Source organism: Lysinibacillus sp. NPDC096382, from assembly GCF_044762845.1.
Lineage (GTDB): Bacteria > Bacillota > Bacilli > Bacillales_A > Planococcaceae > Lysinibacillus.
In genome coordinates, this window is record NZ_JBIWFC010000001.1 from 105,091 (window position 1) to 131,877 (window position 26,787).

Annotated in this window: 27 protein-coding genes; 21 read left to right on the forward strand and 6 right to left on the reverse strand. The window is 37.7% G+C overall.

The annotated features are described in order from the left end of the window. From ACIQZA_RS00505 to ACIQZA_RS00520, 4 genes are all read left to right on the forward strand, one after another. Positions 1-292: hypothetical protein (locus ACIQZA_RS00505; RefSeq protein WP_403009828.1), on the forward strand; the 292-nt coding region annotated here is incomplete at its 5' end. Between the two features lie 165 nt (positions 293-457). Next, positions 458-1,450 carry an ABC transporter substrate-binding protein gene (locus tag ACIQZA_RS00510; protein ID WP_400934095.1) on the forward strand — a complete coding sequence of 331 codons (993 nt, stop codon included), beginning with the start codon at positions 458-460 and terminating at the stop codon, positions 1,448-1,450. Position 1,451: 1 nt separating this feature from the next. Then, positions 1,452-2,219, forward strand: a complete 768-nt coding sequence (locus tag ACIQZA_RS00515) for an ABC transporter ATP-binding protein (RefSeq protein WP_402880181.1) — start codon at positions 1,452-1,454, stop codon at positions 2,217-2,219. Next, positions 2,212-3,006, forward strand: coding sequence for an ABC transporter permease (locus ACIQZA_RS00520; RefSeq protein WP_400934100.1), 795 nt, complete (start codon positions 2,212-2,214; stop codon positions 3,004-3,006). Before ACIQZA_RS00515 ends, ACIQZA_RS00520 begins: the two co-directional genes overlap by 8 nt. A 49-nt stretch (positions 3,007-3,055) precedes the next feature. Here the strand turns inward: ACIQZA_RS00520 and ACIQZA_RS00525 are convergent, their stop codons facing one another. Then, a complete protein-coding gene (locus ACIQZA_RS00525) occupies positions 3,056-3,259 on the reverse strand; it encodes a YlaI family protein (RefSeq protein WP_053483434.1) in 204 nt (67 codons plus the stop codon). Positions 3,260-3,270: 11 nt separating this feature from the next. Then, the gene (locus ACIQZA_RS00530; protein WP_402880179.1) at positions 3,271-3,771 is read right to left on the reverse strand and encodes a molybdopterin-binding protein; all 501 of its coding nucleotides are present in this window, start codon (positions 3,769-3,771) and stop codon (positions 3,271-3,273) included. A gap of 182 nt (positions 3,772-3,953) precedes the next feature. On the opposite strand from ACIQZA_RS00530, the gene ACIQZA_RS00535 reads away from it, so the two are divergent. Genes ACIQZA_RS00535 through pyc form a run of 3 tightly spaced genes read left to right on the forward strand, consistent with a single transcriptional unit; the run spans position 3,954 to position 8,924 of the window. Next, entirely contained in the window at positions 3,954-4,235 is a 282-nt protein-coding gene (locus ACIQZA_RS00535) for an Fpa/YlaN family protein (protein WP_053483432.1), read from the forward strand. A gap of 60 nt (positions 4,236-4,295) precedes the next feature. Further along, positions 4,296-5,477 carry an FtsW/RodA/SpoVE family cell cycle protein gene (locus ACIQZA_RS00540; protein ID WP_400934103.1) on the forward strand — a complete coding sequence of 394 codons (1,182 nt, stop codon included), beginning with the start codon at positions 4,296-4,298 and terminating at the stop codon, positions 5,475-5,477. A 12-nt stretch (positions 5,478-5,489) separates the two neighbouring features. Beyond that, the gene (gene pyc / locus ACIQZA_RS00545; RefSeq protein ID WP_402880177.1) at positions 5,490-8,924 is read left to right on the forward strand and encodes a pyruvate carboxylase; all 3,435 of its coding nucleotides are present in this window, start codon (positions 5,490-5,492) and stop codon (positions 8,922-8,924) included. A 431-nt stretch (positions 8,925-9,355) separates the two neighbouring features. Here pyc and ACIQZA_RS00550 read toward each other — a convergent pair whose 3' ends face one another. Continuing rightward, positions 9,356-10,279: a COX15/CtaA family protein gene (locus ACIQZA_RS00550; RefSeq protein ID WP_142507586.1), complete on the reverse strand. Its 924-nt coding sequence runs from the start codon at positions 10,277-10,279 to the stop codon at positions 9,356-9,358. A gap of 335 nt (positions 10,280-10,614) precedes the next feature. Between ACIQZA_RS00550 and cyoE the strand changes: the two genes are divergently transcribed. From cyoE to ACIQZA_RS00585, 7 genes are all read left to right on the forward strand, one after another. Further along, a complete protein-coding gene (gene cyoE, locus ACIQZA_RS00555; protein ID WP_142507585.1) occupies positions 10,615-11,532 on the forward strand; it encodes a heme o synthase in 918 nt (305 codons plus the stop codon). A gap of 95 nt (positions 11,533-11,627) precedes the next feature. After that, entirely contained in the window at positions 11,628-12,716 is a 1,089-nt protein-coding gene (gene coxB / locus ACIQZA_RS00560) for a cytochrome c oxidase subunit II (protein ID WP_142507584.1), read from the forward strand. Between the two features lie 41 nt (positions 12,717-12,757). Next, entirely contained in the window at positions 12,758-14,641 is a 1,884-nt protein-coding gene (gene ctaD, locus ACIQZA_RS00565) for a cytochrome c oxidase subunit I (protein WP_400934108.1), read from the forward strand. Continuing rightward, complete coding sequence (locus tag ACIQZA_RS00570; protein ID WP_142507582.1) at positions 14,641-15,267, forward strand: cytochrome c oxidase subunit 3; 627 nt, start codon at positions 14,641-14,643, stop codon at positions 15,265-15,267. Before ctaD ends, ACIQZA_RS00570 begins: the two co-directional genes overlap by 1 nt. A gap of 1 nt (position 15,268) precedes the next feature. Continuing rightward, positions 15,269-15,613 carry a cytochrome C oxidase subunit IV family protein gene (locus ACIQZA_RS00575; protein WP_132357623.1) on the forward strand — a complete coding sequence of 115 codons (345 nt, stop codon included), beginning with the start codon at positions 15,269-15,271 and terminating at the stop codon, positions 15,611-15,613. Positions 15,614-16,456: 843 nt separating this feature from the next. After that, entirely contained in the window at positions 16,457-17,389 is a 933-nt protein-coding gene (gene ctaG, locus ACIQZA_RS00580) for a cytochrome c oxidase assembly factor CtaG (protein ID WP_402880173.1), read from the forward strand. A 34-nt stretch (positions 17,390-17,423) separates the two neighbouring features. Continuing rightward, positions 17,424-17,885, forward strand: coding sequence for a DUF420 domain-containing protein (locus ACIQZA_RS00585; RefSeq protein ID WP_142507580.1), 462 nt, complete (start codon positions 17,424-17,426; stop codon positions 17,883-17,885). Positions 17,886-18,103: 218 nt separating this feature from the next. Here the strand turns inward: ACIQZA_RS00585 and ytvI are convergent, their stop codons facing one another. Both ytvI and ACIQZA_RS00595 read right to left on the reverse strand, forming a co-directional pair. After that, positions 18,104-19,168 (reverse strand): sporulation integral membrane protein YtvI, encoded by a 1,065-nt coding sequence (gene ytvI, locus ACIQZA_RS00590; RefSeq protein WP_400934116.1) that lies wholly within the window; start codon positions 19,166-19,168, stop codon positions 18,104-18,106. A gap of 207 nt (positions 19,169-19,375) precedes the next feature. Beyond that, complete coding sequence (locus tag ACIQZA_RS00595; protein WP_132357615.1) at positions 19,376-19,741, reverse strand: YugN family protein; 366 nt, start codon at positions 19,739-19,741, stop codon at positions 19,376-19,378. Positions 19,742-19,886: 145 nt separating this feature from the next. On the opposite strand from ACIQZA_RS00595, the gene ACIQZA_RS00600 reads away from it, so the two are divergent. Beyond that, entirely contained in the window at positions 19,887-21,005 is a 1,119-nt protein-coding gene (locus ACIQZA_RS00600; protein WP_402880171.1) for a CAP domain-containing protein, read from the forward strand. Between the two features lie 204 nt (positions 21,006-21,209). After that, on the forward strand, positions 21,210-22,685 hold the full coding sequence (locus tag ACIQZA_RS00605; RefSeq protein WP_402880169.1) for a UDP-N-acetylmuramoyl-L-alanyl-D-glutamate--2,6-diaminopimelate ligase: 1,476 nt from the start codon (positions 21,210-21,212) through the stop codon (positions 22,683-22,685). On the opposite strand, the gene ACIQZA_RS00610 is transcribed toward ACIQZA_RS00605, so the two are convergent. Then, entirely contained in the window at positions 22,666-23,166 is a 501-nt protein-coding gene (locus ACIQZA_RS00610) for a PaaI family thioesterase (protein ID WP_400934125.1), read from the reverse strand. The genes ACIQZA_RS00605 and ACIQZA_RS00610 overlap by 20 nt on opposite strands. Positions 23,167-23,253: 87 nt before the next feature. Between ACIQZA_RS00610 and ACIQZA_RS00615 the strand changes: the two genes are divergently transcribed. The 5 genes from ACIQZA_RS00615 to ACIQZA_RS00635 all read left to right on the forward strand — a co-directional run bounded on the left by ACIQZA_RS00615 (position 23,254) and on the right by ACIQZA_RS00635 (position 26,785). After that, positions 23,254-23,700, forward strand: coding sequence for a YlbF/YmcA family competence regulator (locus ACIQZA_RS00615; RefSeq protein WP_400934127.1), 447 nt, complete (start codon positions 23,254-23,256; stop codon positions 23,698-23,700). 170 nt (positions 23,701-23,870) lie between these two features. Next, positions 23,871-24,923: a tartrate dehydrogenase gene (locus tag ACIQZA_RS00620; RefSeq protein WP_400934128.1), complete on the forward strand. Its 1,053-nt coding sequence runs from the start codon at positions 23,871-23,873 to the stop codon at positions 24,921-24,923. A 165-nt stretch (positions 24,924-25,088) separates the two neighbouring features. After that, positions 25,089-25,493 carry a sigma factor gene (locus ACIQZA_RS00625; RefSeq protein WP_402880166.1) on the forward strand — a complete coding sequence of 135 codons (405 nt, stop codon included), beginning with the start codon at positions 25,089-25,091 and terminating at the stop codon, positions 25,491-25,493. Further along, positions 25,459-25,617: an RNA polymerase sigma factor gene (locus tag ACIQZA_RS00630; RefSeq protein WP_402880165.1), complete on the forward strand. Its 159-nt coding sequence runs from the start codon at positions 25,459-25,461 to the stop codon at positions 25,615-25,617. The genes ACIQZA_RS00625 and ACIQZA_RS00630 overlap by 35 nt, the downstream gene beginning before the upstream one ends. Beyond that, a complete protein-coding gene (locus ACIQZA_RS00635) occupies positions 25,610-26,785 on the forward strand; it encodes a hypothetical protein (protein WP_402880163.1) in 1,176 nt (391 codons plus the stop codon). The genes ACIQZA_RS00630 and ACIQZA_RS00635 overlap by 8 nt, the downstream gene beginning before the upstream one ends. Positions 26,786-26,787 lie beyond the last annotated feature (2 nt).

A 26,787-nucleotide genomic window follows, 5' to 3' on the forward strand; every position in this document is an offset into this window, starting at 1 on the left:
TTTTCTGTGCGAAAGCGAAGCGGCAGCAACAAATGTTTTCTGTAGCGAAAGCGAAGCGGCCAGCAACAAATATTTTTTCTGTGCGAAAGCGAAGCGTCAGCTACAAATGTTTTTTCTGTGCGAAAGCGAAGCGGCAGCAACAAATGTTTTCTGTAGCGAAAGCGAAGCGGCCAGCAACAAATATTTTTTCTGTGCGAAAGCGAAGCGGCAGCAACAAATATTTTTTCTGTGCGAAAGCGAAGCGGCAGCAACAAAGCGCCCGGTCGGAACGGAAATCAACCACACGTTTTGATAATAAACCATTTTAAAGGTAACGGAGAGAATAGCCAAAGCGACGAATAGAACATCATTCAAACATTGGGTATTTGAACAATTTTAAAATCTAGGCACCGAAATCTTCCGATATGAATAAGTTAATGTCGATAGGCTTATTTTCAGCAATCAAGGAGGAAATGGAATGCGGTGGCTTAAAAAAGGTTTACTATTTAGTGTTATTGCTTTATTACTCCTTTCTTTGACGGCGTGTAATAAAACGGAGCTTGAAAAAGTCAAAGTTGGGGAAGTGACGCGCTCGATTTTCTATGCGCCGCAGTATGTAGCACTTGAAAAAGGGTACTTCAAGGATGAAGGGCTTTCCGTTGAGCTACAAACAATTGCAGGTGGCGATAAGACAATGACGGCGCTACTTTCTGATGGCATTGATATCGCCTTAGTTGGATCGGAGACTTCTATTTATGTTACGCTCCAAGGCGCCAATGACCCGATTCAAAATTTTGCGCAGTTAACACAAACAGATGGCACATTTTTAGTGGCACGTAACGAGATGGATAATTTTTCATGGGATCAGTTAAAAGGCTCTACATTTTTAGGTCAACGTAAAGGTGGGATGCCACAAATGGCTGGTGAGTTTGTCCTGAAAAAACATGGCATTGCCCCTACCAATGATTTAAAACTCATTCAAAACATTGATTATGCTAATATTTCTACAGCCTTTGCTTCTGGAACAGGGGACTATGTACAGCTATTTGAACCACAAGCTAGTATCTTTGAGAAAGAAGGTAAGGGTTACATTGTCGCTTCATTTGGTACTGAATCGGGGCAATTACCTTATACATCGTTTATGGCGAAAAGTAGCTATTTAAAAGACAATGCGAAGACAGTTCAAGGCTTTACAAATGCTTTGAAACGAGCACAGGATTTTGTGCAAAAAGCGAGTCCGGCCGAAATAGCGAAAATTATTCAGCCATATTTTGAAAATGTAGATGTTGGCTTAATTGAAACAGTGGTTGAACGTTATAAATCACAAGGTTCCTATGCTACAGATCCTATTTTGGATAAGGGGGAATGGGATAACTTGCAAAAGATCATGGAGGAAGCAGGTGAACTTCCTCAACGGGTGGATTATGAAAAGCTTGTGAATACAACCTTTGCTAAAAAGGCAGCTGAGTAATATGGGTTTTTTAAAAGTAGAAAATATTCACCATTGCTATTTTTCGAAAACGCAGGCTAAGGATGTTTTACATGATATAAATTTGGATATTCGTGAAGGTGAGTTTGTTTCTTTTATAGGACCTAGCGGATGTGGGAAAACGACGTTATTATCAATTATTGCGGGCTTGTTTTCGTCAACAGAAGGTAAGGTATACATTGATGGTGAGGAATTTTCATCACACAATCAGTCTCTCATTGGTTACATGCTTCAGCAAGATTATTTATTCCCTTGGAAGACTATTGAAGAAAATGTCACGATTGGTTTGAAAATCATGGAGCGAAGCACTAAAATGCATAAAGTAACTGCAAATGCACTTTTGCGAGAAATTGGTTTACCGCATGTAGGGAATAATTATCCGAGAGAGTTATCAGGTGGCATGCGTCAACGAGTAGCGCTGGCAAGAACTTTAGCGGTGGACCCTAAAATTTTATTGCTAGATGAACCGTTTTCGGCACTTGATTATCAGTCTAAATTAAAACTGGAGGATTTGGTTGTTGAAACGTTAAAGGCCTATCAAAAAACTGCAGTTCTTGTAACGCATGATATTGGTGAAGCCATTGCGATGAGTGAACGGGTATTTCTATTCTCGGCAAATCCGGGTACATTGCATAGAGTTTTTGAAATACCTACGGAGTTACAAGAGCTTTCACCTTTTGATGTTCGACAGCATCCAACATATTCAGATATATTCCAAACTATTTGGAAGGAGCTGGAGAGTCTTGGATAATGCTTTATTTAAACAGTATCTGCAAATGTTAAAAAAAGAAAAGCGCTATGTTCGATTATATCAGCTTATCATCTTACTCGTATTTTTTTGTGGGTGGGAGCTTCTTTCAAGATTTGGATGGATTGACCGTTTAATTTTTAGTTCACCAACGCAGGTATGGCACACATTAGTAGAAAAAGTGAGCGATGGTACGTTAACATTGCACGTTGGTGTTACGTTAATGGAGACGATCATTGGCTTTATTGCTGGTACATTAATAGGCACTTTAATAGCAATTGTATTGTGGTGGTCGCCGATGCTATCAAAGGTACTAGATCCGTATTTAGTTATTTTAAACGCCATGCCGAAAGTTGCCTTAGGACCAATTTTAATAGTCGCTCTTGGTCCGGGGTATTTTTCAATTATAGCGATGGGTGCGTTGATTTCAATCATCATTACAACCATCGTAGTTTATACAGCATTTAAAGGGGTAGATCCGAACTACAGCAAAGTATTACAAACTTTTGGGGCAACTAGATGGCAAATATTTAGGGAAGTCATTTTACCTGCTTCATTTCCAACGATTATTTCTACTTTGAAAGTAAATGTAGGACTTTCTTGGGTAGGTGTCATTGTAGGTGAATTTTTAGTTGCTTCAAAAGGGCTAGGTTATTTAATTATTTATGGCTTCCAAGTGTTTAATTTTAATCTTGTGCTTATGTCACTTCTCATCATCGCTTTTTTTGCGACGATTATGTATCAGGTTGTCGAGTTGATAGAGAAGGCGATTGTAAAAAATAATGGTTAGACGACAAAGGAGGTGTCTCAAATATAATGAGCCACCTCCTTAGTTGCTGTTAAAATTCTTTATCCATTTGTGGTGAAGTACGATAAAAACGGAAATTTCCTGTTTCAATGCGTGCAACGGTATTTTCTTCAATACGATCATGGCAAGTACCGCACATATACGTATGAATTGGTCGATTACGTAATTTTTTTGCTAACGGTAAATTATCATCTAAATTGTTAATTGTATCGCAAATAACGCATTTTACGCGCATTGCATTCCCTCCTACTCAGCACGAATCGCTACTATATTTTTGATAGGGTTGTCTACATTTGAACCGTCTCTAAATAGCACATGAACAGGGCCATCATCCGTTAATGGCTTGCCATCTTGGCTGTATTTTAAAATGAATGTGTAAGCTTCTTCAATTGAAAATAAATATTCTTTGCCATCTTCACATTCAATGACGATTGTTGTTGCTTCAGGTTTAATCTCAGCATTTTTCAAGAAGTGACTTAATTCAATCCCGAAAGTACCTGTTTCCATTCCTTTGCGGTCAAATTTTCGTTCTGATTTCAATGTTGGTGGAAAAGTAGCTCCTTCCATAATCTCACGCGACCAGTGAGCACCTACTTCACGCATATATTTAATATCCGAATCTTCCTCAACTTCTTTTGTATCGAAGTACGTTTTTAAATCTAATTTACGATCATCGAAAATCCAAACAGTGGGATCTAATGTTAGTTGGAATGTAACTGCGCCCTTGATAGGAATTATTGTTTCCATTATAGAAATCCTCCTCAAATCTTGTATATCCATGAAATAGTATAACGCTAATGACTAGAGATAATAAAGAAATATAATTCGATTTCTCTATTTTCCAATGTAGACACTTGCATTTTTAACGACTAAAAGATAAACTTTATTAAGATAGAATCGAAGAAATATCAGATAATGGGGGCGTCCTCATGGATACTAAATCACAAACTTCTTTTCAGGAGAAGGCTTTGGAGCTTTTAGTTGCTGATGCAGATAAAATTGCTCGCCTCATTCGAGTACAAATGGATCATTTAACAATGCCACAATGCCCTTTATATGAAGAAGTATTAGATACACAAATGTTCGGCCTTTCACGTGAAATTGACTTTGCTGTGAAGCTTGGACTCATTGATCGCGAAAAAGGCAAAGAAATTCTCGATTCACTCGAGAAAGAGCTTTCTGTACTACATGACGCGTATACAGACAAATAAAAAGAAAAAACTCAAACGCAATTTGCGATTTGAGTTTTTTTTCTAGAATGAGGTCTTCCGATGAAACAATACTTAAAACGTTATGCACAAAATTTTGATTACCCATTATTTTTTACTGTCCTATTGTTAAGTTTATTTGGATTAGTAATGATTTATAGCTCAAGTATGATGGTAGCAATTCAAAAAGGATATGATCCTGATAACTATTATCACAAGCAAGTAATCAATTTAATTGTAGCATTTCTTGGATTTTTAGTTGCAGCATTTTTCCCGTACAAGCATTATGCTAACAAAAATATTATGTTACTGCTTACGATTGTGCTAGCTATATTATTTACTTGGGTAAAAGTAGCCGGTAATGGTGATGTGGCAGGGGTAGGATCTAAAAGCTGGATAAAGGTCCCAGGTTTAGGGAACTTTCAGCCTTCTGAATATGCGAAACTATTTATAATTTTATATTTTGCCGCTGCCTTTTATCGGAAAGCACAAAAATATACATTTGAAAAGCTACAACCGACAGAAATTTTTTATCCAATATTTCTCTGGATTCTTGTTGTTGCGGGGGTAGCATTTGAAACTGATTTAGGGGCTAGCGTTATTCTTTGTGGAATTGCTGTATCTGTTGTAGCAGCAAGTGGCATTCCATTTAAAACATTTTGGAAGTTTTTTGGGGTGTTAGGGGCATTTGGTGCAGCTATTATCGGTATTCTTTGGCTGTTTAAAGGAGATCTGTTAACGGGTAATCGTAAAGGCCGTATTCTTTCCTATTTTAATCCATTTGATTATGAATCCGATATGGGTCATCAAGTTGTTAATAGTTATTATGCAATTGGCGGAGGCGGTTTAGAAGGAAGAGGCCTTGGTCAATCCATTCAAAAATTAGGGTATTTACCTGAACCACAAACCGATTTTATTATGGCGATCATTATGGAAGAACTAGGTATTTGGGGAGTGCTAATCGTCTTAGGTGGTATAGGTTTTATTGTATATAAAGGACTTTCGATTGCATTACGCACGAAAGATCCGCTAGCACGTATGATTGCGGCTGGTATAGCAAGTTGGATTGGTTTTCAAACGTTTATCAATCTTGGGGGTGCAACTGGGTTAATCCCGTTAACCGGTGTAACGTTACCTTTTATTAGCTATGGCGGGACATCTATAATTATTCTATCTTTAGCGATGGGAATATTAATCAATGTTTCTATGTTTGAAAAGGTAGAAAGGAAAAAAACACAATCATAAAGGGGGATATCAATGGAGTCAATCAAAAAAATTCTCGTAGCCAATCGAGGAGAAATTGCAATTCGTATTTTCCGTGCATGTACGGAGTTGAATATCCAAACAGTAGCCATTTATTCGCGGGAGGACAGTGGGGCTTTCCATCGCTTTAAAGCAGATGAGGCCTATTTAGTAGGAGCTGGCAAGAAACCAATTGATGCTTATTTGGATATCGAGGGCATTATTTCGATCGCCAAAGATGCTAATGTTGATGCGATTCATCCGGGTTATGGTTTTTTATCGGAAAACGTAGAATTTGCACGTCGATGTGAAGAAGAGGGGATTGTCTTCATTGGGCCGACTTCTCAGCATTTAGATATGTTTGGAGATAAGGTGAAGGCGCGTGAACAAGCAATTGCTGCAGGCATTCCTGTTATTCCTGGAACAGATGGCCCAGTAGATAATTTAGCAGAGGTAAAGGCTTTTGCTAGCGCATACAACTATCCAATTATGATTAAGGCAGCATTAGGCGGCGGTGGTCGTGGAATGCGTCTTGTTCATACAGAAGAGGAGTTAGCTTCCTCCTATGAACGTGCAAAATCAGAGGCGAAGGCAGCATTTGGCTCTGATGATGTATATGTAGAAAAGGCTATTATTAAGCCAAAGCATATTGAAGTCCAAATTATAGGCGACCAACAAGGTAATATCATTCATTTATATGAACGTGATTGCTCGATTCAACGTCGTCATCAAAAGGTTGTTGAAATCGCACCATCTAATTCAATTTCGGAAGATTTAAGAAGCCGAATTTGCGACGCGGCGGTTCAATTAATGAAAAATGTCTCATACATAAATGCAGGGACAGTAGAGTTTTTAGTTGCAGGCGAGGATTTCTACTTCATCGAAGTTAACCCACGTGTTCAAGTAGAGCATACGATTACTGAAATGATTACGGGTGTTGATATTGTGCACGCCCAAATTAAAGTAGCAGCAGGCTACGGACTGCATAGTGAGGAAATCCACATTCCACAACAGGCAGATGTTCCAATGATTGGCTATGCGATTCAAGCGCGTGTCACAACGGAAGACCCCGCTAATGACTTTATGCCAGATACGGGGAAGCTTATGGTATACCGTTCAAGCGGTGGCTTCGGCGTTCGATTAGATGCCGGAAATGGCTTCCAAGGGGCTGTAGTAACACCGTACTATGATTCATTGCTAGTGAAAATTTCAACGACAGGGATGACGTTTAAAGAAGCCGCAGCAAAAATGGATCGAAATTTAAAGGAGTTCCGTATTCGTGGGGTGAAAACGAATATCCCATTCTTAAATAATGTCGTGACGCACGAGAAATTTTTAACGGGAGCATTTGATACAAGCTTTATCGATACAACACCTGAGCTATTCAATTTCCCTGAGCGTAAAGACCGTGGGACAAAGCTCTTAAGCTATATTGGTAATGTGACATTAAATGGCTTCCCTGGAGTAGAGCAGAAGGCGAAACCAATTTTTGTACAGCCGAGCATCCCGAAAGTCGATAAACTAATCGTTCCTCCGGCGGGGACAAAGCAAATTTTAGATGCCCAAGGAGCAGACGGGCTAGTGAAATGGATTCTAGAGCAAGAGGATGTGCTATTAACGGATACAACTTTCCGAGATGCGCACCAATCACTTCTTGCGACACGTGTACGTTCACAGGATATGTTCGAAATTGCAGATGCAACAGCGCGTATGATGCATGATTTCTTCTCACTCGAAATGTGGGGAGGCGCGACGTTTGATGTGGCTTACCGTTTCTTAAAAGAAGATCCATGGGAGCGTCTTGCCAAGCTGCGCGAACAAGTTCCGAATGTGCTATTCCAAATGTTATTACGTGGTGCGAATGCAGTTGGTTACACAAACTATCCAGACAATTTAATTCGTGAATTTATCGCTGAATCAGCGGCATCAGGCATTGATGTTTTCCGTATTTTCGATAGCTTGAACTGGATTAAAGGAATGGAAGTAGCCATTGATGCTGCACGTCAATCAGGTAAAATTGCTGAAGCAGCGATCTGTTACACAGGAGATATTTTTGATGAAACAAGAGCAAAATATTCAGTTCAATACTACAAGGAAATGGCAAAGGAGTTAGAGGCAGCAGGTGCCCATATTTTAGCGATTAAAGATATGGCGGGGTTATTGAAACCAGAAGCAGCCTATCGTTTAATTTCCGAGTTGAAAGAGACGACAAGCCTACCAATCCATCTGCATACGCATGATACAAGTGGCAATGGTATTTATTTATATGCCAAGGCGATCGAGGCAGGAGTGGATATCATTGATACAGCGCTCGGTTCGATGGCAGGTTTAACGTCCCAGCCAAGCGCCAACTCCTTGTACTATGCTATGAAGGGTAATAAGCGTAACGTTCGTGCCGATATCGATGCGCTTGAAAAGTTATCGTACTATTGGGAAGATGTGCGTAAGTATTATAAGGATTTTGAAAGCGGCATGATTAGCCCACATTCTGAAATTTATGTCCACGAGATGCCGGGTGGTCAATACAGTAACTTGCAGCAACAGGCTAAAGCAGTTGGCCTAGGGGACAGATGGGAAGAAGTGAAGCACATGTATTCCCGTGTAAACCTTCTATTTGGCGATATTGTCAAAGTAACCCCATCATCGAAAGTAGTCGGTGATATGGCGTTATTTATGGTACAAAATGATTTAGATGAAAATTCTGTACTGACAAGAGGGCAAACTATTGACTTCCCAGATTCTGTAATTGAGTTCTTCCAGGGTTATTTAGGACAACCTCATGGTGGCTTCCCAGAGGCACTGCAAAAGGTTGTGTTAAAGGATCGTGAAGCAATTACAGTACGTCCTGGCGAGCTATTGGAGCCTGTGAATTTTGAGCAACTAGAGGCGGTACTAGAGGGAAAATTAAATCGTGCCGTGACGAAACAGGATGTGCTAGCGTTTGCTTTGTATCCAAAAGTGTTTGAAGAGTATGCAAAAACTGTGAACTCCTTCGGCAATATTTCGGTATTAAATACGCCAACATTCCTATATGGGTTAAAACTAGGCGAAGAAATTGAAGTCGAGATCGAAAAAGGAAAAACACTGATAATTAAACTTGTTTCCATTGGTGAACCACAGCACGATGGTACGCGTGTTATTTACTTTGAGCTAAACGGTCAATCCCGTGAACTAGTCATTCAAGATATAACTGTCGAAGTAGATGGTAGCTTGGCATTAAAAGCTGATCCAAGTAATCCAAATCAAATTGGTGCAACGATGCCAGGTACGGTCTTAAAGGTAGTCGTATCGAAAGGAAGCCATGTAAAACGTGGGGATCACTTATTAATTACTGAAGCAATGAAAATGGAAACGACCGTCCAAGCACCGAAAGATGGCATTGTGAAAGAAGTATACGCAAGTGCGGGCGACGCCATTTCAACAGGTGATTTGTTAATTGAAATTGAATAATTGATAAAAAAGAAGGTTATTAGATGGCTTTTATAGTATACTAATAACCTTTTTTATTTTGCTATTTTGGTTCATTATCAAAATGTAGGGTTGATTTCCTGAGGGCGTCGGGGCAACAACTGCGTTTTGTCTGTGCTTAAAGCGAAGCGACAGGATGTTGGTAACAAAGGCGTTATCACAGGTGATAGTTGTAGCCTTGCATACTTAACATAATATTATCTTTTAGTTTTATCGGAACACTTTCAGGAATTATCGTCCAACTTTTGAATTTTATCGACCAACTTTCACGTTTTTATCGACATCCACCTACCTATAAATATTACTATTTTTTAATAATAAACTTGTCGATTTTTTGACATATTATTGAGATAGAAGCGTTTGAAAATAAAAAAGATTCGCCATTGAAAAATATGGCGAATCTTTTTCTATTATTATTTGTTTTTTTCATTATAATTGCTACGTGCAACTAGCATTACCATATAGCAAAGTAGACCAAACAGCATTGAAATAAATAATGAATGAAGTAATGCGACTGTTAAATTCAATTTAGTTAGAACTACTAGCATACCAGCAATTACTTGTAAAATTACTATAGTAAAGGCAATAATCCAGCCATAGTAAATTACACGTTGATGTTTATATTCTTTTACAGCGTGCCACGTTATGTATGCAATCCAAATGAAAAAGATAAGAACAGCTAGACGATGCCCCATTTGCATCCATTCGTACATATTATTAAAAGCTGCGAATGGTGTATCGTTATAGCAAAATGGCCAGTCAGGACATATTAAGCTTGAATCTGTATGGCGAACAAGCGCCCCTGTATAAACGACTAAATAAGAATAAATTGTGACAGCAATCGTATGCCAACGTAATTTTTTTCCAATAAAAACGTTATCGGCATCAAATTTGCGATCGACTTCAAATACAATCATAGAAAGGAGGAGAACAGCAGCAAAGGAAATAAGAGAAATCCCAAAGTGGAGCGCTAATATGAAATCACCTTGTCCCCACAACACTTGAGCTGCTCCAATAAGAGCTTGTGCGATTAAGAAAAACATTGCTAAGAAACCTAATAATTTTACTTCGCGAATATGGCCGATTTTACGCCATGTCCAAACTGTTAACGCAAGAATTGAAATAGATACGATCCCAGTTATAAGACGATGTGAAAATTCAATTAAGATTGCTGGTGTAATTTCTTTTGGAATAAGAGAACCATTGCAATCAGGCCAGTTTCGACCACAGCCTAAGCCACTGTCTGTTTTGGTAACAAGTGCCCCACCTAGTAAAACTAGGAGCATTCCAACTGTAGCGGCAACAGCAAACCATTTCATATACCTGTTTTGTTGCATAAAATGAGTCACCTACTTTATCTATGGACATTACATGAAAGTAATGTTTCTGCTACTAGATAATATCGAAAATACAATTAAAATACAACTTGTAAAGAGTAGGGAGTATTAGATGTCGATTCCATTTCACAAATTGTTCATAATTTCGTACTCTAACCTTCACAATTCATTTTAGAAAATGATTTACTATAGATATGTTGTTTTTAATATATTTCTAGACAAAGCTAATTTTTACAACTTCATCTAAATTTCACTTAATGTCTAGAAATCAATCGCAAATTTCGCTATAGTAATTGTAGCGGAATATGCTTACAAAAATGAAAGGAGAAGGTATCATGTCAAACGGTCGTGCTCTGACGGCTACTAGAAATAGTGGACCAGCATCAACATCATTTGTAAAAGATTTCTTAGCACTAATAAAAATTGGAATCGTTAACTCGAATCTTGTCACAACGTTTACAGGGATGTGGCTGGCATTTCAATTTACTAGTAGACACTTCTTGCAAGAGCTTGATGTCATATTGTTCACCATGCTGGGTGCGGCATTAATTATAGGTGGCTCAGGCGCAATGAATAACTTTATTGATCAGGATATTGATCCAATCATGAAAAGAACAAAGGGTAGACCGACAGTAACAGGTAGATTTAAGCCGAATTTTGTATTGACTATTGCCCTCTCATTTTTAATTGTAGGTGAAATTTTGTTATTTGCGGCATCGTTTGCGGCCGGCATGTGGGGACTAGTAGGGATATTTGCTTATGTCGTTCTGTACTCAATGTGGTCAAAGAGGAAGCATGTTAGTAACACGGTTGTAGGAAGTATTTCAGGGGCGATCCCACCAGTTATTGGGTTTGCAGCGGTTGAACCTGCATTAGGTCCTGGAGCACTTGCCCTATTCCTTATCATGTTTGCATGGCAACCACCGCATTTTTATGCACTTGCTATGAAACGTACTGAGGAATATCGTGCAGCTAATATACCAATGCTACCTGTAGTAAAAGGATTTAAACGTACAAAGTACTCGATGTTTTTCTGGATTCTTTTATTATTACCATTACCATTCCTTTTACCAGAGCTTGGTGTTGGCTTCTTAATTCTTGCCACTGCATTGAACTTAGGCTGGTTGATTCTAGCTTTTAAAGGCTTTACCACAAAAGATGATATGAAATGGGCAAATAAAATGTTTATCTATTCTTTGAATCATATGACCATACTATTTGTAGCCATCATAATTTTTGCGTTGTTTAGCTAAATTTAGGAATTCTTTCTTTTGAATTCATATAGACAGAACTTATTTCCTAGGTACACATGAAAAATACAACAAAGAAAGAGGGGTTTAATTAAGCTATGATGAAAGGGCTTAAAAAATGGCGTCTTTTTTCACTACTAGCAGTGATGATGGTTTTCCTTTCTGGTTGTGGTGAAGATTATATTTCTGCACTGAAACCGTCTGGTCAAGTAGGTAAAGAACAATTCAATCTATTAATGCTAGCTACTGGAATTATGACGTTAGTTGTAGTAGTAGTATCCGTTATCTATTTACTTGCATTCTTAAAATTCCGCCGTTCAAAAGTTGGCGAAAACGTTATTCCTAAGCAAGTAGAAGGAAGTCACACTCTTGAAATAATTTGGACAGTTATTCCAATTATTTTATTATTAATCTTAGCTGTACCAGTCGTTACGGCTACTTACAAATTTGCAGATGTTGCTGCGATGGACGAAGTAGATGAAAACGGTGACAAAACAGCACTTACTGTAAATGTAACTGCAAATTTATATTGGTGGGAGTTTGAATACCCTAACCAAGGTATTATAACTGCACAAGAATTAGTTGTACCAACAGGTCAAAAAGTTTACTTTAACTTAAAAGCTGCCGATGTTAAGCACTCATTCTGGATTCCTGCTATAGGCGGTAAAATGGATACGAACGTTGATAACTTAAACAAGTTCTATCTAGAATTCGATAAAGAATCAAAAGACCTTAAAGACGGCGTATTCTATGGTAAATGTGCTGAGTTATGTGGTCCTTCACACGCTCTAATGGACTTCAAAGTTAAAGCATTAAGCCCGGATGCATTCGACGCATGGGTAGCTTCAATGAAAGCAACAGATAAAAAAATGCCAGACAAAACTTCAGCTGATCTAGGCGAGGCAACATTTGCTAATAGCTGTATGGGTTGTCATGCTGTATCTGGTACAAGCGGTCCAGGTTCAAAGGGTCCTAACTTAACTACATTTGGTGACCGTAACCGTGTCGCTGGTTTCTTAGATCATGATGAAGAAAACTTAAAAGCTTGGATTAAGAATCCTGAGCAATTCAAGCCAGGTAACTTAATGATGAACGCAGAAGGTACTGCGCCAATTTATGGCGATTTAACTGACGAAGAAATTCAAGCTCTAGCAACTTATATCATGGGCTTATCTGTTGAGAAATGATTTTAACTTTAATGTAACAAACTTTGAGGGAGGTAAAAGTTGTGAGCTCATACACACAGAAAAAGGGCTTTGGAGCAACTGTCTGGGAATACATTACAACTGTTGACCATAAAAAGTTAGCAGTAATGTATTTATTAGCCGGCACATTGTTCTTCGCTATCGCTGGTTTTGAAGCGTTATTAATGCGTATTCAATTAATGCAACCAAATAACGATTTCGTCTCAGCTGGTTTTTTCAATCAATTATTAACAATGCACGGAACAACAATGTTATTCCTAGCTGCAACTCCATTACTATTTGCATTTATGAACATGCTTGTACCATTACAAATTGGTGCACGTGACGTAGCATTCCCGTTCCTTAATTCGTTAGGGTTCTGGTTATTCTTCCTAGGTGCAGTATTCCTTCACCTGTCATTCTTTATGGGTGGCGCGCCTGATGCGGGCTGGACGTCTTATGCATCATTATCTTTATATTCTCCTGGACATGGTATTGACTTCTATGTTCTCGGTTTACAAATATCAGGGGCGGGTACATTAATATCAGGTCTTAACTTTATCGTTACGATTATTACAATGCGTGCTCCAGGTATGACATTCATGCGTATGCCATTATTCACTTGGACAGCGCTAGTATCAAGTGCATTAATTTTATTCGCATTCCCACCATTAACAATTGGTTTATTAATGATGTTATTTGACCGTATGTTCGGTGGTAACTTCTTTGACCATTTGATGGGTGGTAACACAATTATTTGGGAACACTTATTCTGGATCTTCGGACACCCAGAGGTTTATATCTTAGTATTACCAGCGTTTGGTTTATTCTCTGAGATTATCCCAGCGTTCTCTCGTAAACGTTTATTTGGATACTCTTCAATGGTATTCGCAACAATTTTAATCGGTTTCTTAGGGTTCATGGTATGGGCTCACCACATGTTTACAGTTGGTCTTGGGCCAACAGCAAACGCAATCTTTGCTGTTGCAACAATGGCAATTGCCGTTCCAACAGGTATGAAAGTATTTAACTGGATCTTAACTATTTGGGGAGGATCTATTAAAGTTACAACACCAATGCTTTATGCACTTGGTTTCATCCCGTCATTCGTTGCGGGTGGTGTTACAGGGGTAATGCAAGCATCTGCACCTCTTGACTACCAATTACACGATTCTTACTTTATCGTTGCTCACTTCCACTACGTAATCGTTGGTGGTATCGTAACAGCGTTATTTGGTTCAGCGCACTTCTACTGGCCAATTTTCTTCAACCGTATGTTAAACGAAACACTTGGCAAAATTACTTTCTGGGTATTCTTTATTGGATTCCATTTAACGTTCTTCGTTCAACACTTCTTAGGTTTAATGGGTATGCCACGTCGCGTATTCACTTACAGAGAAGGTCAAGGTTGGGATCAGTTCAACTATATCTCTACAATAGGTGCATTAATGATGGGTGTAGGGGTTATCTTAATGGTAATCAACTGCTTAATGTCAATCAAAGGCAAACCAGCAGGTCGCGATCCATGGGGCGATGGACGTACATTAGAATGGTCAATTCCACAACCAATCCCATTCTATAACTTCCGTCAAACACCACTTGTTCGTGGTTTAGATCCATGGTGGATTGAAAAGCAAGAAGGTAATAAAGAAATTACATTTGCTGAGCCAGTCGGTGATATTCATATGCCAAATAACTCAGCTATCCCATTTGTTATTTCTATGGGCTTGTTTATCGCAGCATTCGGTGCTCTTTATAATCAAGATGCAGATAAACCATGGTCAATTTATATTTTAATCGGTGGTCTTGCAATTACATTCGGTGCTATGATTTTCCGTTCTGTTAAGGACGATCACGGTTTCCACTTACACAAAGAAGAAATTCTTGAAATTGAAGAACATCTTTACGGCAAAGGAGGAAATAAATAATGGATTTCAATACTAAATTTACTCCTCATACTTGGCCAGATCATCCTGAACAAGCGACGATGGAAGGGAAAAATAAAGTTGTTGGTTTCTGGATTTTCCTTGCCTGTGAAGTTGTACTTTTCGCAAGTTTATTCGCTACTTACCTAGCGCTTAAGAACAAAGGGCCTGCTGGCATGGAGTTCACAACACAAGGTTTATTTGAATTACCTTTAGCTTTCGCTATGACGATGTTATTATTAACATCTTCACTAACGTCTGTTTATGCCATTTACCATATGCGTAATTTTAACTTTAAAGCTATGCAAACTTGGTTTGGTATTACATTACTTTTAGGTCTTGGATTCTTAGGTCTTGAAATCTATGAATTCAATCATTATGTAGGTCTTGGTTTTACATTTGACCAATCTGCATTCTCAACTGCGTTTTATTCATTAGTTGGTACACATGGTTTCCACGTAACATTGGGTCTTGTGTGGTTTGCTACGTTAATGCTTCGTAATGCTAAGCGCGGTCTTAACTTATACAATGCACCTAAATTTTTCGTAGCTGCTTTATACTGGCACTTTATCGACGTAGTTTGGGTATTCATCTTTACAGTAGTATACTTGATGGGAGTGATCGGATAATATGTCTACACACGATACACCTATAGTTGCTAAGACACAGGCACAATACGAGTATGATCGTCATCATAATGCCGTTCATATGCGTAAACAAGTACTCAACTTTGCGATTATGATTTTCTTTACGTTCATCGCATTCGCAGTAGTTGCTGCTGATTTTTCTAAATACTTAGTATTACCGCTTATTTTATTGCTTGCTGGTGTTCAAGTTGTTCTTCAACTTTACGCTTTCATGCACTTAGAAGACAAAAAAACACACTTCGGTGGTGTAATTGGTTTCTTCATGTGGATGGGTATACTAATCGCATTTACATTCTTCTTAGCATTTTTAACAATTATTTGGTGGTAATCACCAAAAAAGCACGTTCTCTACTTTCAGTAGGAACGTGCTTTTCTTTTTGGGTTCTATTCACGTTATAGTGATGAGCAGGTAAGAACCAAGGCATCCATTATGGCTCTAGAGCAAAACGAGTGGTTGATTTCCGTTCCGACTGGGCGCTTTGTTGCTGTCGCTTCGCTTTCACACAGAGCAAAGCTTCCTGGGGGCGTCCGATGAGCCGCTTCACTCGCTTTGCTCGCTCCAGGGTCTCATCTGTGACGCTAATCCCCGAGGAGTCGCCCAGTCTCCACTCTAATCAACTGATTTACATAGCATGTTCCTCTTAAATGTAGCTTTAATTTAAGTGAAGACGCGACTTTATCAAAAGAGTTTCGTCTGTACGAAAGCGAAGCGGTAGCAAAAACTAATGTACAATTACGTCACTGTTATACATCTATTCTGTTCAATTATGGTGCGTTGTCATAGCGTCCACTTTTGAAATGTTAAAATTAATAAAAATTCTACGCTACTGTTGATTGGAGTGGAAGGCTACTCGACTCCCGTGGGAAAGCGAGACAGACGAGACCCTGGACGGAGCGAAGCGGAGGAAGCGGAGGAAGCGGCTCGTCGCCCGCCCACAGGAAAGCGAGTAGCCTGGAACGGAAATCACTCTCACGCTATGATGATGAGCTAGCAAGAAATAATATATTTCATGTTGGGTTTATATACTTCGAATATTTTTTCTATAAATATGATAATCCTGTAAGAAAGGTAAACTATAGATAGATAGTAATTTGTTCACCTTTCGTTCATTGCAGAATAAGTGTAAGCGTTCTATAATAGGGGTATTGAAGTAAAAGGAGTGCGTTCTGTATGCCACTTAGTATATTTGGTTTCCAAGCTTTATGGAGCCCATACTTAATAGGGGTTCTTGTTTTCATAACAGTCATCTATTTTCTAGTCACAACAAAGTGGCGCAAGGATTTTAAAGTAAGTGAGCCTTTGAAAAAGGAAGAGGCTATTTATTTTGTACTGGCAATGGTAACGGTTTATATTATTAAAGGATCTCCAATAGATTTAATGGCGCATATTATGTTTACGATGCATATGGTGCAAATGGCTATTTTATTGTTACTTGTGCCGATTTTCTTAATTAAGGGAATTCCTTGGTGGGTATGGAAAGTTGCGATTGAAGCACCGGTTGTTAAATCTTTATTTAAAGTACTTACACTCCCTGTCGTTGCGGTATTTGTGTTTATTGGTTTATTTTCTTTCTACCATTTACCTGCAGTATTAGACTACATTAAATTAAACGAAACTTTACATGGTACATATACATTTGTATTATTTGTTTCTGCTACTTTAATGTACTGGCCTTTGATTCAAAAGATGCCTAATAGTTCGCATATGAAACCCTTGTATAAATTAGCCTATATTATTGCTAACGCGGTATTAATTACACCTGCGTGTGCGTTAATTATTTTTGCGCCAAACGCTATGTACGAAACATATACAAATGGTGATGCATGGCTAAAGGCAATGGAACTTTGTGTACCTGTTTCTACATTGTCTAGTTTATCTTTATCAGGACCAGAGCTCTTTACAAATATGACACCTGTTGCCGATCAGCAACTAGGCGGCGTTTTAATGAAGATTTTACAAGAGCTTATTTTTGGTGTATTACTTGGATCAATATTTATTAAGTGGTATCGTTCAGAACAAAAGGATCCTGATAAAATTACTGCTGATGCATTAAAAGAACATCAAAAGAAATGGGAAAATCAACAACAACAACATCAGTTGTAAAAAGAAACTTTAATTTGTATAAGGGGTTTTGTAAATGGAATTGCAAATTTTGCCTACTATAAGTACGTCATTCATCGTTATTAGTGCTGTACTTGTAGCTATTGGTTGGGGCTTAATTATAAAAAGAAAAGTAGAGGCACATAAAAAAGTAATGCTTGCAGCAGGAGTTGCAGCACTTATCTTCTTTATTATTTACGCTTCACGAACAGTCTTTATTGGTAACACAGCGTTTGGTGGTGGAGAAGATTTAAAGCCATATTATACTTTCTTCTTAATTTTCCACATTACTCTCGCAACAACTGGAGCAGTATTTGGAATTGTTAGTATTATTTCTGGTTTGAAAACTAATCTCAAGCTTCACCGTCGTATTGGACCGATTACAAGTATTATTTGGTTCTTCGTAGCTATTACAGGAGTTTTAGTATACTTTTTACTATACGTTATGTTTGAACCAGGTGAAACAACATCTGTCATTAAAGCTATATTAGGCTTTTAACCTCTTTTAGCGGGTGTTCGAACATCTGTACCTGCGCACTGGGCTTTCCGCAAAAAACATTTGCTGCTGATGCTTCGCATTCGCGCAAAAAACATTTATTGGCCTGAAGCCTCCGGCGGATGTCATGGAATCGGAATGAAGTTCTATATGCAGCACAAAGCCGATTCTGGACGCGATTATGCCGAGGCATAATTGATTAAAAAAAAAAATCTCCCTCCTTATTTTTGAGAAGGTGGGAGATTTTTTATGGATGTTTGATTAAATAGGGAAACGATAACAACAACGAGTAAAGGACCAATTAAAATACCGGAAAACCCAAACATTTTAAAACCGATAAACATGGCAATAAAGGTTGTTAGTGAGGAGAGTCCAACTTTATTTCCAATAACTCTAGGCTCAATCATTCGTCGAACTAAAAATTGTGCGATCGTAAGTACGACTAACATAACAGCATAAATGTATTCACCTGTAAAAGCTTTGTATATTGCCCAAGGAAGAAGCAAAATAAATGAATCTAAAAAAGGCACGAAATCTAAAATGACTAGTAAGATTGCAAAAATAAATGGGAACGGTGTTTTAAGAAAATAAAAGGTTCCAAAAGCGATAACAAAAATGCAAATACCAATTAAAAATTGAGCTTTTACAAAACCAAATAAAGCAAGTTTTACGCGCTGTCCAATAAATAGTATTTTTTGATGATAGTGAAACGAAATAGGTGCTAACATTTTACGGTTAATATTCGGTAATTCTAAAAGAAACATATATAGTACAATCCAATAAACGAAAATATCGAACAAACGAGAAGTTATATACGTAAGTGAAGATGACCAAACATTTACATTTGTTAAAGAAAGAGCATATTTCTCGATTGAAGAGAGAGCTCGTGCTATCATAAGTTGAATTTGTATAATAAGATCTAAGGGCAAGTGATAAGTATAGTTGGAAAGCTTGGATTGTGTTTGAATCCATAGTGCTGATAGCTGGTTGAGGTACTCTGGAATATGAATGATAAATGTCGAAAATTGTTTCCAACTTATAAATATAATGAGAATACATAAAAGTAATGTCATGCTTGAAAAGAACAAGAAAAAAAGAGATGCGACTATTTTGCGTTTTTTTCGGAACCGTTTGCTAATTCGTATGATGACAGGTTCCAATAATAATGCAGTTACGTAGGCAAGCAGTATGGGTAATGACAGAGATATAAACCAGAGAATTGCAATTCCGATAGCTATAACAATGATCGGATGGCGAAAAAAGGGATGTTTTAAAAATTGTAACATTTGTCTCACCTACATCATGTAAAAGATATAGTTAGTATGAGAAGAAATAAAATTTTTACTCAAAATAAAAAAGACTGGACCACCAGTCTTTTCAGATTTAGCTATTGCACTGCATGTTATTGCCGATTTACTGTATACCCTTATAAAAAAATAAAATAATTTCGATGTTTAATCGACATCAATGCAAAATGACATAACTATCTAAAATTAAGCATGAATTTCAAAAGCTTCTAGGTCTAATTTAACCTTTTTTAAGATTTCTTCACATTTTTTTACAAGATGAGCTGGATAAACTTCATCATCACCATACTCAACGCCGTGTGGATAGTAGTACTTACCAAGTACTGGTTTCATTAATGTTAAAATGGCATCGTGTGCACCAACATCACCAGATTTAGCATATGAGAATACACGTAGATAATAACGACCTTCGCGAGTATCGAAACGCTTATCAAATGTCATACGTTCGTAATCCCAGCCGCCATCACATTCTAAACCGTTTTTTTTCATGACGCTTACAATAAGTTCTTGATCAGCTGTTAAATTTTCAAGGTTAGTATTTTCGAAATACATCTTTAATCCTCCTTTAGGTTCTCGTACAAAGTATACGCTCATTTTTATAATAGAGCATATTCGACATTGTTGCAATGACAACATTGTGTCAACCCAATTACAATTGATATAATAAATAGACTAATGTGATAAGAAGGAGTCATGTATGAAAGCTTTATTTCGCATTTTTATGGCATGTGCTGCAATTACATTAATTGGCTTTATGTTTTTTAATACACCGCGTGAAAACGAGCCACTAAAAGGCCCGAATGCCAATTCAAATGTTATTCCCAAAACCGAATTAAAGCAGCCTGAAATGGGAGCAACGACACGTCCAAAAAGCGGGATGTCGACATTAATCGGTCAAGAAGCTAAGGTAGTTTTGGAGAAATATGGTGAACCAGTACGAAAGGAACCATCCTCCTTTGGATATGATTGGTGGATCTATAACTCCAGTGCTTCTACATTTTTCATGGTAGGCGTTGACAATCACATTGTGACACAAGTTTACATTGCTGGTGAAGATTTGGATGCTTCTCCTTTTAAGGTTGGTCAGAAGCGCGATGAGATATACCGAATGACAATTATTGATTATGAAGTAACTGCGAATGTCGGTGAAAATATTTTCGTTTTCTCGATGAGTGAAGAAGATATGCAGACACGACTGCTTGTAAAATTTGAAGGGCTTTTTGCACAACTTTATATAGATAGAGAAACGGGTAAGCTACAAGGAATACGTTTTACTAATAGTAAAACCCTTGTTCTTCATCAACCGTATGAAATGACTTATCAAGGTGAGCTAGTAATACCAACACCACCATCTTCCTTTTTACAGCAGGAAATTAATGAAGCAAATGCTGCGCAGCTTAACGATTTAATAAATGTAACAAGAGTTCAACATGATTTAACACCATTAAATATGGATGATTCATTAGAAGAAGTTGCAAAAAAGCATAGTGAAGATATGAAGGTGCACAATTTCCTTGCTCATGAATCACCAACAAATGGAGATTTAAAAAAGAGATTAGAAACACAGGGAATCGAATATAGTGAAGCAAATGAAAATCTTGCGACTGATTATTTTGATGCGATTGAAGCAATGCATGGCTGGCTTAATTCACCTGAGCATCGAAATGTCATTTTAAATGATAAATATACGACAGCGGGATCTGGAGTATTTTTAAACTATTATACGCAAATATTATTAGAATCATCTTCACAGGGGCTGGATAGTGAGAAAGACTCTGAGGAACCAGTAGAAAATATTGATGAATCATCACCATAAATAGAAATTTGAGACTGAAGATAAACTTGGCGAAATCAAGTTTATCTTCAGTCTTTTTCAAATGTATTGAGAAGCGAAAGCAAAATCTTACCTATAGAAGTCTCCCACTTCTATAGGTGAGATAAGCACAATGATCGCCTACATTTTTCGTCACATCGTTACATACGCCGTCATATGATAGAGAACCGAAAGGGGGAATGAAGCTTGCAATTAGCGGAGCTATTAAAAGACTGGCCGTGTAGCGTAACTGGGGGATCTATTCGCACAACTATTACAGGAGTCGAGGATTATGCTCAGGCAGTAAAACCTGGGGATATTTTTATTGTACGTAAAGGTAAGAAGACATCGGGAAATCGTTTTGTAAAAGAAGCATTAGCCCGGGGTGCTGCCGCGATAGTATCAGAAGAAAGTATTTCAATGCCTATTACCGATCAAAATATTCCTTTTGTTTGGGTTCCAAATACAGCCTTATTTTTATCGTATGCGAGTGCAAAGCTTTCAGCCTTTCCCGCAGAAGCATTAACAGTCATTGCGATTACAGGTACAAATGGTAAAACAACAGTGAGTCATTTCTTGAGCCAATTATTAAGAGCCCTACATAAAAACGTTGCAGTTATTGGAACAGTAGGATTTTTCATCAATGAACAGAAACAACAAACCGTGTATGAGCAATTAACTACATTACAGGCGAAAGAGTTGCATCCGATTTTAAAGCAATGTGTACGAAATGGTGTTACACATGTTGTTTTAGAAGCTTCATCAATGGGATTACAGCAAAATAGACTTGATCATTGTGATATCGATTGTGGTGTTTTTTTAAATTTATCGGAGGATCATTTAGAAGATCACGGAGGACTCGAGGCATATAAGCGTGCGAAAAAAAGGCTGGCAGATTTATCGAAAAAGCTAGTGCTAAATGGAGATGATAATTTTTGCCGTTCCGTCGGTATTTATGATAAGAAAAAATCTTGCTCATTTGGCTTTGATAATCATAATGATTTACATATCCAAATTGTCAGTGAATCATTTGGAAAAACGGTACTTTGTTTACAAACATCATCGACTGAGCATATTGTAGAAATCCCTTTTGTTGGTAAATATCATGTACAAAATGCTGTAGCTGCGTTGATGACTTTATGGCGCCTAGGTTTCTCAATTGAAGAGATAGCAGAGCATATGTGGTTGTTAAGGCTACCAGAAGGAAGACTTGAGAAAATAGACAATCCATTTGGGATTGATGTGTATGTAGATTATGCACATACTGCAGAGGCATTACAGGCTGTTCTGCAAACTTTTGATCGCTCGAAAACCCTTTACCTTGTATTTAGCTGCGGGGGGAATCGAGATAAGGCGAAACGTTTTGCGATGGGAGCAGTAGCTAGTAAGTATGCGGATGTCATTTTTTTAACAACTGATAATCCACGTGATGAAGACCCAATTTTAATTAATGAAAGTATTATTGCTGGTTTTACTGAGCAGCAATATTATGAAGTCTATCTAGATCGGAAAGTTGCTATTCATCAAGCATTAGCAAAGGCAGAAAAAGGCGATATTGTACTTGTTGCCGGAAAAGGGCATGAACAGACCCAACAAATAAAAAATCAAAAATTCCCTTTTTCCGATCAACAATGTATTCGAGATTACTTTTTAAATCTTATGTCTAAGGACGGCGTTGAATGACAAAGAAAGAACCCGTCGCAATAGCAAGTTTTCGTCCTGTCTCATCCTCGATATCACATTCCATCACAAGTGTCTGACGCCCTTTATGTACGAAACGTCCACGAGCAATAAGTTCTTTGTTGGTTGTTGTAGCAATATAAGAGATATTCATATTTGTTGTGACAACATTAAAGCCTTCTGGCACTGAACGTGAAGCAAGTCCTCCCATTGCTGCATCTGCAATTGTTGCAATAATCCCGCCGTGTGGTACCTTAATGGTATTATGGATAACAGGTGTAATGGGCATGCGAACTTCGCTAATTTCAGGCTCAAATTTGCCAACCATGTGTAAGGCAGCATTAATATAGCGTCGATGAATACCTTGTTGCTTATCGTGAAGGCCAGACAATAAATGCAGTAAAACTTCCTCATCTTCAGCTGTACTATGTTGTAAAATCTCTGCAAGTAATTGTTCTATTTCTTTTTTAGACGATTGTACCAATTTAAAAACTCCTTCATTTAAAAATATCAATAATGTAAAATTACCATAAAATCTGTTATGATGGAAAAGAGATTGGGGGAATTAAAAATGATGATGACCTCTGACTGGGCAATCATTTTGGATGAGGCCGATGCGCTTTGTGAGATGATTCTTTCCTCTGAACCTGCGAAAATGCTGCAGCAAGCATATAATGCTGTGTATAGCGATGTCCAAATAGTCGAAGCTATTTATGCATTTAATCGCATGAAAGAGCAGTATGAAGATGTACAACGTTTCGGAAAATATCATCCGGACTATCATACAATTATGAAATCGATTCGTCAGCAAAAGCGCGCACTCGATTTAAATGAAAAGGTTTCAGCTTTAAGAATTGCTGAGAACGATTTTCAAGATTTACTTGATCAAATAAGCTTACTTATAGGGAAAAATGTTTCAGAAGCGGTAAAAGTTCCTGTAAGTAATCCGTTCTTTGCATCAGGTTCTTCATGTGGTGGAGGATGTGGCTCAGGCGGTTCTTGCTCTTGCTCTGCATAAACATAGGTAATACTTTTTCTTAGACTGTATGCAAACTCGGGTGAGTTTCTATACAGTCTTTTTTATACTATGCTACAGTAGCGACAGCCATAAACATCAGGGTGTAATTACTGCAGAAAAATTGTATAGTAATTGCATAGGTGTTATAGAAATTGAAGGAGGATTAACAGATGAAGACTTATCGAATTGCCGTTATACCAGGAGATGGGATTGGTAAAGAGGTAGTACCAGCGGCGATAGAAGTTCTTGATAAAGCCGCTCAATTAGATGGCAGCTTTCAATTTGAATGGACCACATTCCCATGGGGTTGTGATTATTATTTAGAGACAGGTAAAATGATGCCTGATAATGGTATTGAAATTTTGAAAGGTTACGATCAAATCTTTTTAGGTGCTGTAGGCATGCCAGATTTAGTACCAGACCATATTTCATTATGGGGCCTACTTATTAAAATTCGCCGTGAGATGAAGCAATCTATTAATGTGCGTCCAGCAAAATTACTTCAAGGTTTACCTTCACCTTTACGTAACCCAAATGGTTTTGATTTTGTTGTTGTACGTGAAAACTCAGAGGGAGAGTATGCTGAGAGTGGTGGCAGAATACATAGTGGACAGGATGAGGTCGCTATCCAAAATGCTATTTTTACAAGGAAAGGAACAGAGCGTGCAATGCGATATGCATTTGAAATGGCGAAAACTCGACGCCAGCATGTTACAAGTGCCACAAAATCTAACGGAATTACATACAGTATGCCTTTTTGGGATGAAATATTTGCGCAAGTAGGTAAAGATTACGAGAATATAGGACAAGTATCTAATCATATTGATGCTTTAGCTGCCTTTTTAGTAATGAAGCCAGAAAACTTTGATGTCATTGTTGCATCCAATTTATTTGGGGATATTTTAACAGACTTAGGTGGTGCGATTATGGGAAGTATCGGAATTGCTCCAGCTGCAAATTTAAATATAGAAAGACAATATCCATCCATGTTTGAACCAGTTCATGGCTCTGCTCCTGACATTGCAGGACAAGGTATAGCAAATCCACTTGGACAAATTTGGACAGGTAAAATGATGCTTGATTTCTTAGGCTATCATGAAATTGGTACAAAAGTGCTGAATGCGATGGAAGCGACACTAGCTGAAGGTATTAAAACAGGCGATTTGGGCGGAACAGCGACATTACGTGATGTAACGGATGCTGTATTACATCATCTACAATAAAGCAAAACTTTAAACAGTGGGGTTTTCTTCAGCCCCGCTGTTTAAAAATTAATTGGAATAATATAAATGAAATCGTAGGGAGAATATTCTTCCTATTTTTTTTATGGGAAAATGTAGATTAGTTAAGCTAAATCATGAACTAAATTGTCTAATGTATAGAAGGGAGTGAGTTACATTATTCGTTTAATTAAAAAAGCTCAAAAAGGAAATGAAAAAGCCTTTTTAAAACTTTTTCAAATGTATGAAGCAGATATATATCGAATGGCATTTGTTTATTTAAAGAATGAAGAGGAGGCTCTAGATATTGTACAAGAAACCGCTTATAAAGCGTTCGATAAAATTGAAAGCTTAAAAGAACCTGCGTACATTAAAACATGGCTTATTAAGATTACCATTAGTAATTCACTGAATCGTTTAAAAAAGCTAGAAAAGATTGTGCCTATGCAAAATGAATACATAGACAATATACAGTTTGAACAGGGTGACCATACCGTTAAAGTCTTGCTACAACAGATACTAGAGGAATTAACAAGCGATGAAAAAAGGAATTGTATTACTGAAATATTATGAGGGCTATACTTTTCAAGAAATTGCTGACACGCTCCAAATCCCATTAGGAACAGTAAAGTCAATCCTTTATCGTGCATTGAAAAAGTTACGTGTTCAAGTAGAGGAGGCAGATTTTTATGGATAAGTTAAAAGAGTCAGTAGAGTCGATTCCATTACCGCAGGATTTACACAAAAGAGCGAAAATGGGTGTTAGCCAAGTAAAGAAAAAAAGGAAGAGAACATGGCTCATTCCTTCAGTGGCTACCGTATTTCTAGCTAGCTCTATTACAGTTGGTGCTGCAATGAATGACAATGTAAAAAATTTGCTATGGCAAATTAGCCCTGAAATAGCTGCATTACTTGAACCAATAGAAAGTACTGTTGAATATGATGGGGTAAAAATGGAAATCGTTTCAGCAATGCAAGATGAAGATATGGCAGTAGTGTATGTGACATTGCAGGATGTTGAAGGAAACCGTATTGATGAAACATTGGATATTTATGATTATTCCATGTCAAAAGGACGGTCTTTTACTGTGGAAAGAATTGGTTATGATGCTACAACGAAAACAGCCTTAGTTCGATTCATGTCATTTAATGGGAGTAGTACAGATAATTTTAAGTTAAAAATCCGTTCTTTTTTAAATGATAAATCAGTGTTAGAGGATGTATATGTACTGCCTGCAGGTAAATTGAATATTCAAACTCAACTATATGACGGAATGAGAATGACAAATATAGGACTTCAAAATGACAAACTCTATGTGCAAATAGAGTGGCCAGCCAATAATGCGATTGATCACGGACAATTTTATTTGGTAAATCAAGTCGGGCAGAAGATTCATCCTACAGAGAGATATTCCTATGGGAGAGATGAACAAGGAACACCCATTTATGCTTATAATTATGAGGAAAATATATTTGATGTGAAGGATATCGATTTAGCTAAGCACGAGTTGCAGGCCAAGATTTATACAGCTGGTCAATATGTGGAGGGTGATTGGGAAGCAACCTTCAAACTAAAAGAGATGAGAGGGCAGTCAGTGCCATTTGCTATGAATTTTGGTGACTGGAAAGCGAAAGAGCTGAAGATTTCTCCACTGGGTTTAACGTTCATAGGGGAAGGCGATGCGACAGAAACGGAAGAATTAACGGCTACAATTGTTAATAAAGACGGAAGTCATAAGGAATTGACAAGTTTAGTTTCCTTCACGGATGAAAATCAAGTGAAACTAAAGTTAATGTCAGAGGAACCATTAAAGCCCGAACAAATTAAATCCATTATGATTAATGGATTTAAAGTGGATTTTTAACA

Coding starts and splice junctions, on each gene's coding strand:
- ACIQZA_RS00630 (WP_402880165.1), top strand. CDS start 25,459: ATGAAAAAAGGAATTGTATTACTGAAATATTATGAGGGCTATACTTTT.
- ACIQZA_RS00620 (WP_400934128.1), top strand. CDS start 23,871: ATGAAGACTTATCGAATTGCCGTTATACCAGGAGATGGGATTGGTAAA.
- ACIQZA_RS00540 (WP_400934103.1), top strand. CDS start 4,296: ATGAAACAATACTTAAAACGTTATGCACAAAATTTTGATTACCCATTA.
- ACIQZA_RS00510 (WP_400934095.1), top strand. CDS start 458: ATGCGGTGGCTTAAAAAAGGTTTACTATTTAGTGTTATTGCTTTATTA.
- coxB (WP_142507584.1), top strand. CDS start 11,628: ATGATGAAAGGGCTTAAAAAATGGCGTCTTTTTTCACTACTAGCAGTG.
- cyoE (WP_142507585.1), top strand. CDS start 10,615: ATGTCAAACGGTCGTGCTCTGACGGCTACTAGAAATAGTGGACCAGCA.
- ACIQZA_RS00525 (WP_053483434.1), bottom strand. CDS start 3,259: ATGCGCGTAAAATGCGTTATTTGCGATACAATTAACAATTTAGATGAT.
- ACIQZA_RS00600 (WP_402880171.1), top strand. CDS start 19,887: ATGAAAGCTTTATTTCGCATTTTTATGGCATGTGCTGCAATTACATTA.
- ACIQZA_RS00635 (WP_402880163.1), top strand. CDS start 25,610: ATGGATAAGTTAAAAGAGTCAGTAGAGTCGATTCCATTACCGCAGGAT.
- ACIQZA_RS00570 (WP_142507582.1), top strand. CDS start 14,641: ATGGATTTCAATACTAAATTTACTCCTCATACTTGGCCAGATCATCCT.
- pyc (WP_402880177.1), top strand. CDS start 5,490: ATGGAGTCAATCAAAAAAATTCTCGTAGCCAATCGAGGAGAAATTGCA.
- ACIQZA_RS00515 (WP_402880181.1), top strand. CDS start 1,452: ATGGGTTTTTTAAAAGTAGAAAATATTCACCATTGCTATTTTTCGAAA.
- ACIQZA_RS00585 (WP_142507580.1), top strand. CDS start 17,424: ATGGAATTGCAAATTTTGCCTACTATAAGTACGTCATTCATCGTTATT.
- ytvI (WP_400934116.1), bottom strand. CDS start 19,168: ATGTTACAATTTTTAAAACATCCCTTTTTTCGCCATCCGATCATTGTT.
- ACIQZA_RS00530 (WP_402880179.1), bottom strand. CDS start 3,771: ATGGAAACAATAATTCCTATCAAGGGCGCAGTTACATTCCAACTAACA.
- ACIQZA_RS00595 (WP_132357615.1), bottom strand. CDS start 19,741: ATGTATTTCGAAAATACTAACCTTGAAAATTTAACAGCTGATCAAGAA.
- ACIQZA_RS00615 (WP_400934127.1), top strand. CDS start 23,254: ATGATGATGACCTCTGACTGGGCAATCATTTTGGATGAGGCCGATGCG.
- ACIQZA_RS00550 (WP_142507586.1), bottom strand. CDS start 10,279: ATGCAACAAAACAGGTATATGAAATGGTTTGCTGTTGCCGCTACAGTT.
- ACIQZA_RS00535 (WP_053483432.1), top strand. CDS start 3,954: ATGGATACTAAATCACAAACTTCTTTTCAGGAGAAGGCTTTGGAGCTT.
- ctaG (WP_402880173.1), top strand. CDS start 16,457: ATGCCACTTAGTATATTTGGTTTCCAAGCTTTATGGAGCCCATACTTA.
- ACIQZA_RS00575 (WP_132357623.1), top strand. CDS start 15,269: ATGTCTACACACGATACACCTATAGTTGCTAAGACACAGGCACAATAC.